Annotated in this window: 9 protein-coding genes; 2 read left to right on the top strand and 7 right to left on the bottom strand. The window is 68.4% G+C overall.

The window, feature by feature from the left end:
- Positions 1-19: 19 nt before the first annotated feature.
- Both narH and ACFXK0_RS02015 read right to left on the bottom strand, forming a co-directional pair.
- Entirely contained in the window at positions 20-1,723 is a 1,704-nt protein-coding gene (narH, locus tag ACFXK0_RS02020; RefSeq protein ID WP_379407787.1) for a nitrate reductase subunit beta, read from the bottom strand.
- 10 nt (positions 1,724-1,733) lie between these two features.
- A complete protein-coding gene (locus ACFXK0_RS02015; RefSeq protein ID WP_379407786.1) occupies positions 1,734-5,444 on the bottom strand; it encodes a nitrate reductase subunit alpha in 3,711 nt (1,236 codons plus the stop codon).
- A 597-nt stretch (positions 5,445-6,041) separates the two neighbouring features.
- On the opposite strand from ACFXK0_RS02015, the gene ACFXK0_RS02010 reads away from it, so the two are divergent.
- Positions 6,042-6,854, top strand: coding sequence for a helix-turn-helix transcriptional regulator (locus ACFXK0_RS02010; protein ID WP_379407784.1), 813 nt, complete (start codon positions 6,042-6,044; stop codon positions 6,852-6,854).
- Between the two features lie 151 nt (positions 6,855-7,005).
- Complete coding sequence (locus tag ACFXK0_RS02005) at positions 7,006-7,905, top strand: hypothetical protein (RefSeq protein ID WP_379407783.1); 900 nt, start codon at positions 7,006-7,008, stop codon at positions 7,903-7,905.
- Between the two features lie 8 nt (positions 7,906-7,913).
- Here the strand turns inward: ACFXK0_RS02005 and ACFXK0_RS02000 are convergent, their stop codons facing one another.
- From ACFXK0_RS02000 to mtnA, 5 genes are all read right to left on the bottom strand, one after another.
- Positions 7,914-9,059, bottom strand: a complete 1,146-nt coding sequence (locus ACFXK0_RS02000) for a hypothetical protein (protein WP_379407782.1) — start codon at positions 9,057-9,059, stop codon at positions 7,914-7,916.
- A gap of 119 nt (positions 9,060-9,178) precedes the next feature.
- On the bottom strand, positions 9,179-10,297 hold the full coding sequence (locus ACFXK0_RS01995; RefSeq protein WP_379407780.1) for a hypothetical protein: 1,119 nt from the start codon (positions 10,295-10,297) through the stop codon (positions 9,179-9,181).
- On the bottom strand, positions 10,294-10,989 hold the full coding sequence (mtnC, locus tag ACFXK0_RS01990) for an acireductone synthase (RefSeq protein WP_379407779.1): 696 nt from the start codon (positions 10,987-10,989) through the stop codon (positions 10,294-10,296). Before mtnC ends, ACFXK0_RS01995 begins: the two co-directional genes overlap by 4 nt.
- Entirely contained in the window at positions 10,986-11,561 is a 576-nt protein-coding gene (locus tag ACFXK0_RS01985) for an acireductone dioxygenase (protein WP_379407778.1), read from the bottom strand. The genes mtnC and ACFXK0_RS01985 overlap by 4 nt, the downstream gene beginning before the upstream one ends.
- Before the next feature lie 5 nt (positions 11,562-11,566).
- A complete protein-coding gene (gene mtnA / locus ACFXK0_RS01980; protein WP_379407777.1) occupies positions 11,567-13,585 on the bottom strand; it encodes an S-methyl-5-thioribose-1-phosphate isomerase in 2,019 nt (672 codons plus the stop codon).
- Between the last annotated feature and the right edge of the window lie 807 nt (positions 13,586-14,392).

The following is a 14,392-nucleotide window of genomic DNA, read 5'->3' as shown; positions in this document are numbered from 1 at the left end:
CCCGCGCGTGTGCCCCGGCTCATTTCGCCGCTCCACTCACCGCGGCATCGGTGGCCGCGGCGCCGTTGCCGCCACCACCGGACCCGGCGCCGTTGCCGCTATGCCCGTTGCCGTTGCCGTTGCCGTTGCCGTTGCCGTTGGCCGTGGGGAGGAGTCCGCTGGTGGATCGCCCGTCCCAGTTGAGCAGGTTGATCCGCCCCGACTTGTCCTCGGGCGCGGCCTGATTGGTGTCTGCCAGGGAGAACTTCTCCACCACCTGGTCGAACGCGGTCATGCCCGGCCCGCCGTCGGTGTCGAGACTGCACCCGGTCGCGAGCGAATCCAGTTCGTGCGCACGCGAGGTCGCGCCGGTCGGGATCACGTAGCGGTGCTCGTATTTGGCGATGGCCAGCAGCCGGTACATGGCCTCGATCTCTTCGGGCTCTAGCCCGATCGAGGGCGCGATGCCCTCCTCGGGCTCCTCGCCGAGGTTCACCGACCGCATGAACGCCCGCATCCCGGCCAGCCGCTGCAACGAGGCCCGCACCGGCCCGATCTCCCCGGCGGTGAACAGTTCGGCCAGGTATTCGATCGGGATGCGCAGCGCGTCGATGGCGCCGAACAGGTTGCCCGCGTCCTCACCGTCGTGCCCGGTCTCGCTGAGCACGTCCACCACCGGCGACAGCGGCGGCACGTACCAGACCATCGGCATGGTGCGGTATTCCGGATGCAGCGGCAACGCGAGCTGGTAGTCGACGATCAGCTTGTAGACCGGCGAATCCTGCGCGGCGGCAATCCATTCCGGCGAGATACCGGCCTTCTCGGCCTCGGCGATCACGCGCGGGTCGTGCGGGTTGAGGAACACCCCGAGCTGGGAGGGGTACAGGTCCTTCGGGTCGGTCACCTGGGCCGCCTCGAGTACTGCGTCGGCGTCGTAGAGCATCACGCCGATGTAGCGCAGCCGCCCGACACAGGTCTCCGAGCACACGGTCGGGATGCCGACCTCCACGCGCGGGTAGCAGAAGGTGCACTTCTCCGCCTTGCCCGTCTTGTGGTTGAAGTAGATCTTCTTGTACGGGCAGCCGGTGATGCACTGGCGCCAGCCACGGCACTTGTCCTGGTCGACGAGCACGATGCCGTCTTCCTCGCGCTTGTAGATCGCGCCCGAGGGGCACGAGGCGGCGCACGAGGGGTTGAGGCAGTGCTCGCAGATGCGCGGCAGGTAGAACATGAAGGTCTCTTCGAACTCCAGTTTCACCTTGTCCTCGAGCTTGCCGAGCAAGGGGTCCTTGCCGACCGCTTCGGGACCCGAACCCAGGTCGTCGTCCCAGTTGGCACCCCAGGTGACCTGGGTGTCCTGGCCGGTGATCAGCGATTTGGGTCGCGCCACCGGCGTGGTGTCGGTGGGCGGGGAGGCCAGCAGGTTGTCGTAGTCGTAGCTCCACGGCTCGTAGTAGTCCTCGACCGTGGGCAGGTCCGGGTTGGCGAAGATGTTCATCAGGCGCTTGAAACGCGAGCCCGATTTCAGGGTGAGCTTGCCGCGCTTGTTGAGCGTCCAGCCACCCTTCCACTTCTCCTGATCCTGGTACTGGCGCGGATAACCCTGGCCGGGACGGGTTTCCACATTGTTGAACCAGACGTACTCGGTGCCACCACGATTGGTCCAGGCCTGCTTGCAGGTCACCGAGCAGGTGTGGCAGCCGATGCACTTGTCCAGGTTCATCACCATGGCTAGCTGAGCCATTACGCGCATGTCAGTACTCCACGTTCTGGTTACGGCGACGGATCGTGGTCACTTCGTCACGCTGGTTTCCGGTGGGCCCGTGGTAGTTCAGGGCGAAGGACTGCTGGGCGTAGCCGCCGATCAGGTGCGATGGCTTGATCAGCACCCGGGTGAGCGCGTTGTGGATACCGCCGCGCTTGCCCTTGGCTTCCTTGGTGGTCGTCTCGGTGCCCTCGATGCGCGGCACGTCCACGGCGCGGTCCTGGGCGTGGTACATGAAGACCGTGCCCTCCGGCATCCGGTGCGAGACGATCGCGCGGGCGACCACGATGCCGTTGCGGTTGGTGGCTTCGATCCAATCATTGTCGGCCACACCGATTTTGGCGGCGTCGCGATCCGACATCCAGATCGTCTGACCGCCGCGCGAGAGCGTCAGCATGTGCAGGTTGTCCTGGTAGGCGGAGTGGATCGACCACTTGGAGTGCGGCGTCAGGTACCGCACGGTGACACCGCCGCCGGCGACATTGCCGATCGAGGGCTCGCTGAACAGCGCCGTCATGTCCAGTGGTGGCCGGAAGATCGGCAGCTGCTCGCCGAGTTCGATCATCCAGTCGTGGTCGAGGTAGAAGTGCTGGCGGCCGGTGAGGGTGTGCCAGGGCTTGAGCCGCTCGACATTGATGGTGAACGGCGAGTACCGGCGACCGCCCGATTCCGAACCCGACCATTCCGGCGACGTGATCACCGGCACCGGACGGGCCTGGGTGTCGGCGAAGGTGATCTGTTTGCCCTCGGCCTCTTTCGCGAGGTCGGCCAGTTCGGTGCCGGTGCGCCGCTCGAGCTCGTGGAAGCCCTCGACCGCGAGGCGGCCGTTGGTGGTGCCCGACAGCGCCAGGATGGTCTCGGCGGCGAAGGTGTCCTTGGCCAGTGAGGGCCGCCCGGCCGCGACACCGGAGACCACGGTGCCGTTCTTGCCCGCGAGGTAGGCCACCTCTTTGTCCGGGTAGGTGGTGATGCCCTTGGTGGTCACGCCGAGGGTGTCGACCAGTGGGCCCAGCGCGGCGAGCTTCTCGGCGATCTTGGTGTAATCGCGTTCGATCTCGACGATCTTGGGCATGGTCTTGCCCGGAATCGGTTCGCACTCACCGGCTTTCCAGTCGAGCACGGTGCCACCGGCCTGGGCCAGCGCGTCCGGGGAGTCGTGCTGCAACGGCACCGCGACGATGTCCTTGCGGGTGCCGAGATGCTTCTCGGCCAGCCAGGAGAACCCACGCGCGATCCGGTGGAACGCCTCGAAGTCGGTCTTGGCCTCCCACGGTGGGGAGATGGCCGGGGAGAAGGCGTGCACGAAGGGGTGCATGTCGGTGGAGGACAGGTCATGCTTCTCATACCAGGTGGCGGCGGGCAGCACGATGTCGGCGAACAGGGTGGTGCTGGTCATGCGGAAGTCCAGGGCCAGCAGCAGATCCAGCTTGCCTTCGGCACCTTCCTCGCGCCATTCCAGTTCCTGCGGGCGCACGCCGGTGGCATCGGTGGTCTGCAGGTTGGAGCCGCAGCCGAGCAGATGCTTCTGGAAGTACTCGTTGCCCTTGCCGGAGGAGCCGAGCAGGTTGGCCCGCCAGACGGTCAGCACGCGCGGGAAGTTCTCCGGTGCGTCGGGGTCCTCGCAGGCGAAGCGCAGGTCACCGGACTTCAGCCCGTCGACGACATGCTCGCCGGGCGTCTTCCCCGCAGCGGCGGCCTCGTCGGCCAGATCCAGGGGGTTGCGGTTGAACGTCGGGTAGCTCGGCATCCAGCCGAGCCGGCTGGCCAGGGCGATATTGTCGGCGGCGGTGCGGCCGGCGAACTTGCCCTTGCCCAGCGGCGAGGCGAAGGAGTCGGAGGTGAACGGGTCGTAGCGCCACTGGTCGTTGGTCAGGTACCAGAACACGGTGCCCTGCATCTGGCGCGGCGGGCGCTGCCAGTCCGCCGCGGAAGCCAGTGTCGCCCAACCGGTGACCGGACGGCACTTCTCCTGGCCGACGTAGTGGGCCCAGCCGCCGCCGTTCTTGCCCTGGCTGCCGGTGAGCAGCGTGAGGGTGAAGAAGGCGCGGTAGATCTGATCGGAGTGGAACCAATGGTTGGTGCCCGCGCCCATCAGGATCATCGAGCGACCGCCGGAACGTTCGGCGTTGTCGGCGAATTCGCGGCCGATGCGCGCGGCCTGCACGGCGGGCACGCCGGTGATGCGTTCCTGCCAGGCCGGGGTGTAGGGCGAATCGGCGTCGTCGTAGCCCTTGGCCCATTCGCCGGGCAGGCCGTCGCGGCCGAGGCCGTACTGCGCGAGCAGCAGGTCGAAGACCGTCGTGACCCGTTTGCCCGCAACGATTTTGGTGGGCACGCCACGCAGGATCGTCTCGGCGGTGTCGGTGTCGAAGCGCGGCAGGGCGATGGTGGCGGGCGCGTCGTCGGAATGGCCGAACAGGGTCAGCAGCGGGTCGACACCCTCGAGGTCGAGATTCCACTTGCCCGCGTCACTCGCGCCGAAGCGGTGACCGAGAGAACCGTTGGGCACCACCGGGTTTCCGGCCTGGTCCAGCAGCACCGGCTTGTGTTCGACGCCCTCGCCGGTGTGGCCCAGATCGGCGGCGGTGAGGAACTTGCCCGGCAGCGAACCGCTCTGCTCGGCGGTGTCGTCGAGGCAGATAAGGTACGGCAGGTCGGTGTAGGTCTTGATGTAGTCGGTGAACATCGGAGTCTGCTTGTCGAGGAAGAACTCCTTGAGCACCACGTGGCCCATGGCCATCGCCAGCGCGGCGTCGGTGCCGGGCCGCGCGGCCACCCACTCGTCGGCGAACTTGGTGTTGTCGGCGTAGTCGGGGGAGACCACGACGACCTTCTGGCCGCGATAGCGCGCCTCGGTCATGTAGTGCGCGTCGGGGGTGCGGGTCACCGGGACGTTGGAGCCCCACATGATCAGATAGCCCGCGTCGAACCAGTCGGCCGACTCCGGCACGTCGGTCTGATCGCCGAAGACCTGCGGCGAAGCCACCGGCAGGTCGGCGTACCAGTCGTAGAACGAGAGCATGTAGCCGCCGAGCAGCGACACGAAGCGCGCGCCGGTGGCATGGCTGACCATCGACATCGCCGGGATCGGCGAGAAGCCGGCCACGCGGTCGGGACCGTACTGCTTGATCGTGTAGACGTGCGCGGCCGCGGCGATCTCGGCGGCCTCCCACCACTCGGCGCGCACGAAGCCGCCCTTGCCGCGCGCGGCCTTGTAGGCCTTGGCCTTGACCGGGTCCTCGACGATGGACTCCCAGGCCAGTACCGGGTCCTTGAGCTCGGCCTTGGCCTTGCGGTACAGGTCGAGCAGCGTGCCGCGCACGTACGGGTAGCGCACCCGGGTGGGTGAGTAGGTGTACCAGGAGAACGAGGCGCCACGGGGGCAGCCGCGCGGTTCGTACTCGGGCTTGTCCGAGCCCACCGAGGGGTAGTCGGTCTGCTGGGACTCCCAGGTGATCACGCCGTCCTTGACGTAGATCTTCCAGGAGCACGAGCCGGTGCAGTTCACGCCGTGGGTGGAGCGCACCACCTTGTCGTGCGACCAGCGGTCGCGGTAGAACGCGTCGGCGTCGCGTCCACCGACCTTGTGGACCGAGCGCTGATCGGCGGAGACCTCGCCCCGCTGGAAGTACTTTCCGAGGTTCAGCAATGTGTCGCCGATATCGGCGGGCGACGGACCATGAGTGCGCGAATTAACCACGACGCCCCCTTCGAGCTGTGCAAATCGGGCTGTTGTCGGCAACTCTAAGGAGGCTGGACGATCCCGCAAAACCAACTTTTCACATCCTCGTTCGAGGGGTTGTGAGGTGTGAGGGCGGCGCAATCTGGTGGTCACGGGCCGTTCCTGGCCCCGCGCCGGCGATCAGGGGCCTACCTGGGGGAATGGTCATCGGGCAGGTCGGTCGTGAGCGTCGCGAAGCATGTCGGCGGCGGTGCGGTGATGCTTCGGAAACGCTTGCTTCTCCGGCGGTTTACATTTGTTTACACGCCTGGCATGCCCGCTGAACAGGCCGGATGTGACGGGCCGCACATCGGCGCGAGGGGCGCGCGGCCGGTCGAATGGGTGCGTCCGCGGGTAACAGGAAACCACTCGACCGGTAACGGGCGCGAAGTCTATAGCACTACTGAACGGAACGAATTCGAATCCTTTTAATTCGGTTCCGCACACCGCATTTCGCGATCTTTCACATGGTTGCCCGACGTTAACTATCCAAATGACGTCGTGTCAATATAAAGAAACGGCATCTTTTCCGTACGGCGGATGGATCATGGTTGAACCGTCATCCAGGATTGGCCCGTGCAGACAGGGAGGGTTGGGGTGCTACCGAAGTCGACATCCGACGGCCCGGCGGGTCCACCGAGGCCGCCGACACTCGGGGGGTTGCTGCGGCGACTCCGCGACGACCGGCGGCTGTCGCGAGAGAAATTAGCCTTCGCGGCAGGGGTGAGTTCGAGTTACATCACGCATCTGGAAAGCGGTGACCGCGACCGGCCGACCCGGGCGGTGGTCGACGCGCTGGTGCGCTATCTCGACCGGATCACTCCGGTCAGCGATATCGAGCGCAGGCACCTGTTCGACCTGGCCGGGCTGACCCCGGTGGACAATCCCAGCGTCGACGAGCTACGCGCCGAGATCACCGCCGAGATGCGCCGCACGCTGGCGTTGCAGGAACCCGATCTGGCGGCCTACGTCGACACCCGGTGGAACATGCTGGCGGCCAACGAATCCTACGATCGCGCCTTCCCCGGGCTGCTCGAAGACGTGAACATTCTGCGCTGGTTCTTCGGAAATCCGCTCTCGCGTAAGGTGATGGTGGAATGGGAGCAGGAATCCTCCCTCACCGTGCACTGGCTGCGCGGGCTGATCGGTCAGCAGGGCGGCGGCGAATGGGCCACCGAGCTGCTCGACGAGCTGGCCGAGTACCGCGATTTCCGCCGCATCTGGGACGACGGCGACACCGTGTACGGCCGCGAGCACGCCGCGATGCGGCTGTGTGATCTGCACACCGGCGAGTACTACACCGTCGACGTCCAGCTCTTCCGCCTCGACTCGGTGTCCTATCCCGGCCGCATCCAGTACTACCTGGGTGTCCGCGGCCCGGACGCCTAGGTTCCGGTACGCCGCCGGGGTGTTTTCACCGGCCAGTGGTGGTACCTCACCGGGAGATAACGATTCACGAGTCCTGGGTGGACAGCGATGTTCACCGTCGTTTGGATAAGAAGCGCACCGATATTCGGCTCGATCGAAAACGGGGAAAGTGATGAGGGTGACCGAGCAGGGGCAGGACGCTCACATAAGTCTGGCGGCGGCCGGCGACGGTGTTTCGGACACCTTCGCGGTCTGCGACGCCGAGGGGACAGCACTCTGGTACGGCCCGTACGTCGAGGCCGACACCGACCATCCGCGCGGCGACCAGCTCACCGCGACCATGGGCGCCGCGGGCCGGGCCATCTGGCTGGCCGGGCGGGCCCGCGAAGATCTCGCGCTGACCGGCGCCACGCTGCACCTGGTGGTGAGCGAGCCGGAACTGGATGTGATCACCCTGGCCTGCACCGCCTCGATGGCCGGGCTGGCGCTGGAAATCGTTGTCACCGAAGACAACCCGGCCCTGGACTGGTGCCATGCCTTCGGCCGGCTCGACTGGACCGCAGGTCCGTTGACCGACCTGGTGGACCCCGTCGAACCATCGGCCACCCCGGAACTCCGGTCGATCACCGGTGGACTGGACCAGCAGACCGAACCACAGGAAAGGCCGCTCATGCCCGAACCCGCTCACGATCCCTCGATGGAACTACGCTCGGCGCTGGAGAGCCTGCTGCTGCACGACGCGATCGGCATGGACGCGAAGCTGCGTCACGCCGTGGCCGCCGTCGTCCACCTCGCGGTCGACACCCCGCACGGTCCGCCCGAGGACGCCGAGGAATTCCTCGGCCGCCTCGACGCCTCCTGGCTGGTGGCGGCCTGGCTCGGGCACGACACCGAGCTCTCGCTCATCGCCACCCTCGCCGCCGGCGAGATCCCGGCCCTGTCCTGGTGCGAGCTCATGTTCACCACCACGCTCGCCCCGTGGTCGACGAGTCCGGTCGCGGTCCACGCCCGCCGGGTGTTCGGCCAGGCACAGCGAGGGAAGCTGGGCGCGGTCCGCGCGCGGGTCTGCTGAGCCGGGAATCAGCGTTCGACGACGGTGACGCCGAGTTCCCGCAGCCGCGGGAGTACCTCCTGGGGAAACAGTGCTTGCGGGAGGACCAGCGCTGCGGCGCCGTACTTCAGCACCGCGCAGTCCGTGCGGACGGTGAGGCGGGTGGCGATCGAAAACGGTGCGCGCAGCAGGAAAGTGGAGCCGGCCAGTATGAGCGCGTCGGTGCCGAACTGCACGGCGAGGCCGCTCGCGGCGGGCAGCATGCCCTGGTACTGACGCAACGCGTTCTCCGACGGTCGGCGCATCCAGAACCGGACCGCCAGGGCTGCCAGCGTGGAGGCGACCAGCGCCACCAGCGCGCCGCCGGCTCCGCGTGTGAGTCCGCCGAGCGCGCAGGCCTCGGCCAGCAGGAATGCGAGGGTGAGCCGACCGGAGGCCCGCCGGAACGGCTCGAAGCGTCGCGCGAGGGTGAGCCGGCGTGCGGTATCCGCCGCGATCACCGTGTGCGCCTGGGGGTGTGGGAGCCGGGGTAGCGGTGGCAGCGGCGCGCGGGTCGAGGGCTCCCCATCGATGAGCCGGCGCAACTCGGCCAGCAGCACGTCGGGAAACAGCGCAGAGGGTAGTGCGAGATGCCGATTGTCGAAACTCAGGGTGACGAGTCCCCGGGTGGCTGTGACGGAGCGAATACGGTCGTAGCCGATCCGGGTGCGCGCCGTACCCTCGGCCAGGTCGAGCGCGTCGGAGCCGAGCGCGATGGCGCAACTGCCTGCTGTGATATCGGACCGAGTCAAGCTCCGGTATTGGCGTAGGAGCGAGATGTACACGACGACCGCCGCATACGCGGCGAACGCACCCTGGAACATGACCATCCATTCCCAGGGGAGTCCCAGCCAGAGTAGCGCGATCGTGATCGACGGCACTGCGACCGCGAGGACGATCCCGATGTGTCGGGGCGCCGCCCGCAGCGCATTGTGCCGGGCGAGCTGTGCCGCTGTGCCGGGTGTCAGCGTGACGGTGACATCCGGGTTGTCCAGGCCAGGGATCTCGGGGGCGAGCCGGGTGGACGGGTCGGTGTCCTCCTGCGCGAGCTCTGCGGGCATCGCCGGGACGGGTCGCTGGTGCGGCGGGACAGTCTGGTGCGGGGCGGATTCGAGGCTTTGCCCCTGGTCGTTCATGGACGCAGATTATCGGGTCGGTAGCCGTGCTACGGGTTCGAGTATCGCGGTGCGTGAGCTCGCGGAATCCGCGCGCGGTCGATGTGGTTCGCGCAGTTCGACATTCGGCCGCCGCGTCGTCACCCGGTGCTGATCGTCACACCGCGCCGCCGGAGCTCGGACACGACCTGTTCCGGGAACAACGCACGGGGAATCACGGTGAGTCCGTAGCCGCCGTGCACCACTGCGACATCGGGGCGCAGGACGATCTTCGTGATGTCGCTGTAGGGAGTGCGCAGCAGATGGACCACCGTCTGGTAGACGACGGCATCGGATCCGAACTGCGTGGCCAGAACGGCCCCGGGAACCGCGTGACGGACCCGGCGCACCGCATCGGGCCCCGGCTTGCGCACGGCGCGCACGGTCGCGTACGTCATGATCGCGCACATCAGGATCGGCAGCAGCATCCAGCCCGGCCCGAGCAGCCAGCCGAGCAGACCGGTCGCCACGACAGCGGTCACCACGAACCGGATCTGGACCGAGCGGCGCAGCAGCGGTTCCCGGATCTCCGCGGCGTACAGCGCGGGGGCGGTCGCGTCGTCGGCGACCAGCGTGGCCTGCGGTTGCAGCAGGGTCGGCAGCGCGGGCAGCGGCGCTGGACTGCCGGGTAGCGGCTGGGCACGGTTCCAGATCAGATGGCGCAGGTGCTCGGCCATCGGCGCGGGGAACAGTTCGCGCGGGAAGTTCAGCCGCAGGCCGTCGACATGGAGCACCACCATCGCGCCCGAGGTCCGGATCGCGGTGATGCGCTCGTAGGCGATCCGCACGTACGAGTGGGTGTCGGCGATGTCGAGCGCGTCGGGACCGAGCTGCACCGCCATGGCCGCTCCCGGCGCGCAGATCAGATCGAAGGTCCGGCGCAGCCGTCGCCGGGTGGCGAGGTAGCTCGAGACCGGGCCACCGATACCGACGACGAGCAGGACCACCGCCGGTAGCCACAGGCCGAGCAGCGCGGTCAGCGGCAGCATCAGCAGCAGCGCGGCGGCCGAGGTGATCACCGAGGCGGGCCGCAGCACCACCCGCAGCGCACCGCGGTGCGCGAGTCGCGCGGCGGTGCCGGGCGAAGCGGTGAAGACGGCGTCCGGCCGCGGCGGCAGCGGCAGGGCGGGTGCGGGGCACAGGAACGGATCGTCGGCCGCCTGCACGGGCGCCGGATAGTGCGATGGCGCATCCCACAGGTGCGGATCTGGCTGGGTCATCGGCGGCGTCCGGCCATGTCGACCTCGGCGAACGAGCTCACCCAATGATGGGGTGGCCGTGCGGGATTCGGCTCACCGGGCCGGTGCACGCCGACGACCTGCCAGCCCGCGGTGACCGCCGCGTCGAGCTCGTCGGCATGATCGGACAGGAACAGGATCTGCGCGGCGGGCACGACGATGGCCTCGGCGATGAGGTCGTAGGACGACGCCTCGCGCTTGGGGCCCGCGCTCACCAGGTCGTAGTGCCCGGAGATCAGCCCGGACAGGTCACCGGCTTCGGCGAAGGTGAACCAATCTCGTTGATTGCGTGCCGAACCCGAGGAGTACACATACAACGCGATCCCCGCGTCGTACCAGGTCCTCAGCGCCGGCGCCACGTCGGCGAAGAAGCGCCCGTGCAGCGCGCCTGCCCGGAAACCCTGCGCGCAGATCGCGCCCTGGGCCGCCTTGAGCGGTTCGGCCTTGACATCGGATTCCAGCCAGCCACACAGGATTTCGGCGACCCGCTCGGTCCCGGCATCCGGTTCCCCGGCCAGCTTCCTGGTCGCCGCGAGCACGGAATCAGCTGCGCCGCCGGTGTTCTCGGCCAGCCAGGCGGGCAGCCGGGCGGCGGTGTAGCCGTACAGGTCGGTGCGGACCGAGTCGGTCGGGCTGGTGGTGCCCTCGATATCGAGGACGATCGCGCGGATCACGAGGCGGCGAGCAGGGCGTCGAGCGTCGGGAAACCGGCACTGATCTTGTCGCCGGTGAAATCGCCGACCCAGCCGTCCGCCTCCTCGAAGAAACGGATCGCGATGAAATCGGGGGTGGCGCCCATGTCGAACCAGTGCAGGGTGCCCGCGGGCACCGAGAGCAGGTCACCGGCCTCGCAGACCGTCGCCAGCACGGCGTCGCCGAGATGCAGGTAGAAGCAGCCGCGACCGGCGGCGAAGAAGCGCACCTCGTCCTCGGCGTGGCGGTGCTCGTCGAGGAACTTCGCGCGCGCGCCAGCGGCCGTCGCCGGCCAGTCCGGGTTGTCGGCGTCGGGGTGGATGCGGGCGATATCGATGTGCCGGTAGCGGCCCGAGGCGTTGAGCTCGGCGATCCGCGGGGCGTAGTGGGCCAGCAGCGTGTCGGAGTCGGTGGCGGCGGCGTTGTCGAGGACGTCCCAATGGGAGTACGCGATACCGTGTTTCGCCAGTTCGGTGGCGATCTCGGCAGCGTCGGTGGTGCGCACACGCACCTCGGCGGCATTGTCGGCGGCCATCACTTGCAGCAGGGTCATCTGTCCTATCCGATCTCGAGCGGCACGGCGGCGGTGGAGCGTCCAGTACGGGCGATCAACTCGCACAGGGCTTCCAGGCATTCGGCGCGATCACGCGCCTGGGAAAGAGTCTCACCCCAGGCGGTGATCCCGTGCCCGGTGATACCCAGAATCGGTGGGGCGGTCGGGTTCTCGCGCAGGTAGACCTCGATCTCGGCGCCGATGCGCGCGACATCGGGCCAATTCGGGAACACCGGGATATCGATGGCCGACGGGTCGGCCACGCCGAAACCCTTGAGCAGTTCGAAACCGCTGACCGGCACGGTACGCACCGCATCGATCGACGGCACGGCCGTGGTCGCGAAGGCCGTCGCGAACGGGGAGTGCACGTGCACGACAGCGCCCGCCGCCGTGGTGCGGTAGACGGCGGTGTGAATGCTGGTCTCCGCGGAAGGTCTCCGGTCCTGTCCCGGCCGCGCGGTCGTATCGGCGATCGCGACCAGAACTGCATCGCGTTCGGTCAGTTCACCTTTGGACAATCCGCTGGCAGTGACCAGTGCGTCACCCCCGATCCGGACCGAGATATTGCCCGCGGTCCCCGGCATCCATCCACGCTCGTACAGCTGTCGCGCGATGCCGGCGATCGCCCGAGCCTGTTCGGTGTGCGGGGCTGCGCCGGTTGTGGGGGCGGTGGCGGTTACCGCTGCCTGTGGGGTGTTCGAGTTCGATGCAAGGGGCGATGCGGTGGTGTGGTCTGATCGCTCGTTGTCAACGAATCGGTGCGAATTCCGGTAGACCACACCGTTTTCCGTGACGACGGCGGTCACCAGGTCGGTGGGGGTCACGTCGAAGGCGGGGTTGAAGACCGCTGTTCCGGTGGGGGCGGTTTCGACGCCGCCGAATCCGGTGACCTCGCTGGGCGCGCGCTGCTCGACCACGATCTGCGCACCCGTGGCCATCGCGGTGTCGCGGGTCGACTCGGGGGCGACCACGATGAACGGGATGCCGTGGTGACGGGCGGCCAGCGCCAGGGTGAAGGTGCCGATCTTGTTGGCGACATCGCCGTTGGCGGTGATCCGGTCGGCGCCGACCAGCACCGCGTCGACCTGGCCGGTCGCCATGGCCCAGGCGGCGGCGGAATCGATGGTCAGCCGGTGCGGGATACCCGCCTCGGCCAGCTCCCACGCGGTCAGCCGGGCGCCCTGCAACAGCGGCCGGGTCTCGTCGACGAGCACATCGGCGACCGCGCCGCGCTCGTGCAGCACCCGCAGCGCGCCGATGGCGGTACCGACCGCGCTGGTGGCCAAGCGGCCGGTATTGCAATGCGTGAGCAGCCGCAGCGGCCGGTCACCACACAACCGCTGCACCAGATCGGCGGCGTGGGTGGCGGCGGCCAGATTGACCCGCCCGTCCTCGGCGAGCAACTCGAGGGTCTCGGCCAGCACCGCATCAGCACCCTCGGCAACCCGAGCACACACCCGCTCAACCGCCCAGGCCAGATTCACCGCGGTCGGCCGGGCCGCGACAATCCGATCAGCCTCGGCCCGCACCGCCGCCACATCGACCACACCACCGCAGCAGGCGTCCCCTCCGCCGCCGGTTGCGCCGCCGGAGGGGACGCTTGACTCGCTGTCGCCTGTGCCGCGGGAGGGGGTGCTCGGGTCGCTGTCGGTTGTGCCGCGGGAGGGGGTGCTTGGGTCGCTGTCGCCTGTGCCGCGGGAGGGGGTGCTTGGGTCGCTGTCGGTTGTCCCGCTGGAGGGGGTGCCTACCGCGCCCATCTCGGCGGGGGCTGCGGTCACCTCCGCCGAGCCACCGGAAACTGCCGTCGCATCGCCCGGGGTGGTGGTGTGTGCTCTGGTAGCGATGACCACGCCGAACGCGCCGGCGATACCGATGGCCGGGGCACCTCTGATCGCGAGTGTGCTGATCGCCTCGATGACCTGGTCGACGGTCTCCATCCGCAGCTCGCGCACCTCGTGCGGCAACCCACGTTGGTCGATGGTCAGCAATGCCCCGTCGTCCCAGGTGAGCGAACTGTCGTCCATCCCCGTCCTAACCTCGATCCCATCGTCATGCCTGGTAAACGGTATCCGACCCACCCCACCCTCCAGCCGGGCCCATAACCTGGACAGGTGATCACCAGGCCATGGCGTAGATCGCCACTCGGCCGATGCCGCCACCAAAGCCTGGTGATCGCTTGTCCAGCTCGGCTGGGTCTGTTCGGCGACGTGTGCGACGTCGCGTTCGATGGTGGTGGGTGGGGACTCGAACGGGGCAGTGCGGTGCGTCGGCCGGTCGGGTCGGTGGAATCGTGGAAGGCGATGAGGCGCCGGGAGTGGTAGCGCGCCAGCGGCGAGTGCCGGGCAGCAGCCGGATCGGGGCCGGATAAGCGAGCCCTCCCTCGGCGACGGCGGAGCCGGGTCGGCGCGTACGTCGGTTTGACTGCCGACGCGGACTCACGGGTTGACGGCCAAGCTGCCGGCATCTCCGAAGCTCAGGTGGGGTGCGTCTGGCCGCCTCGTGCAGCGACAGGGCGATACGCACGGCGCTGGGACTGGTCGCGGCGGCCTCGGGAACCATGCTGTTGCACGGGGATCCGCCGGCATGGCAGTCGCGGCGAGAGCTGTTCGTCAGCCGCGATCCGGCGGTTGACCATCGGGTCGTCGGCCTGGTTGTGGTGCTGCGGCGGGGCGGGATCGGCGGGGTGTGCGCCGGGTTCGCCGCACCGGCTCGGGGGTGCATCCGCCGCCGGCTCGATGCGGTGCCCGTCCCCGGTCCGGCGAGGGCTCGGCGTGGGGCGGCCGGATCCGCGGTGAACGAGCCAGGGGCCTGACGTGGACGAGCCGCCGGAC

This window comes from Nocardia sp. NPDC059177, assembly GCF_042755165.1.
In the GTDB taxonomy this organism is placed as follows: Bacteria; Actinomycetota; Actinomycetes; order Mycobacteriales; family Mycobacteriaceae; genus Nocardia.
The sequence above is the reverse complement of the archived record's forward strand: the minus strand, read 5'-3'. Positions and strand labels throughout refer to the sequence as shown.

Excerpts from the sequence above, each read along its gene's own strand:
- ACFXK0_RS01985 (WP_379407778.1), bottom strand. The coding sequence starts at position 11,561 with ATGACCCTGCTGCAAGTGATGGCCGCCGACAATGCCGCCGAGGTGCGT.
- narH (WP_379407787.1), bottom strand. The coding sequence starts at position 1,723 with ATGGCTCAGCTAGCCATGGTGATGAACCTGGACAAGTGCATCGGCTGC.
- ACFXK0_RS02000 (WP_379407782.1), bottom strand. The coding sequence starts at position 9,059 with ATGAACGACCAGGGGCAAAGCCTCGAATCCGCCCCGCACCAGACTGTC.
- ACFXK0_RS02005 (WP_379407783.1), top strand. The coding sequence starts at position 7,006 with ATGAGGGTGACCGAGCAGGGGCAGGACGCTCACATAAGTCTGGCGGCG.
- mtnA (WP_379407777.1), bottom strand. The coding sequence starts at position 13,585 with ATGGACGACAGTTCGCTCACCTGGGACGACGGGGCATTGCTGACCATC.
- ACFXK0_RS01995 (WP_379407780.1), bottom strand. The coding sequence starts at position 10,297 with ATGACCCAGCCAGATCCGCACCTGTGGGATGCGCCATCGCACTATCCG.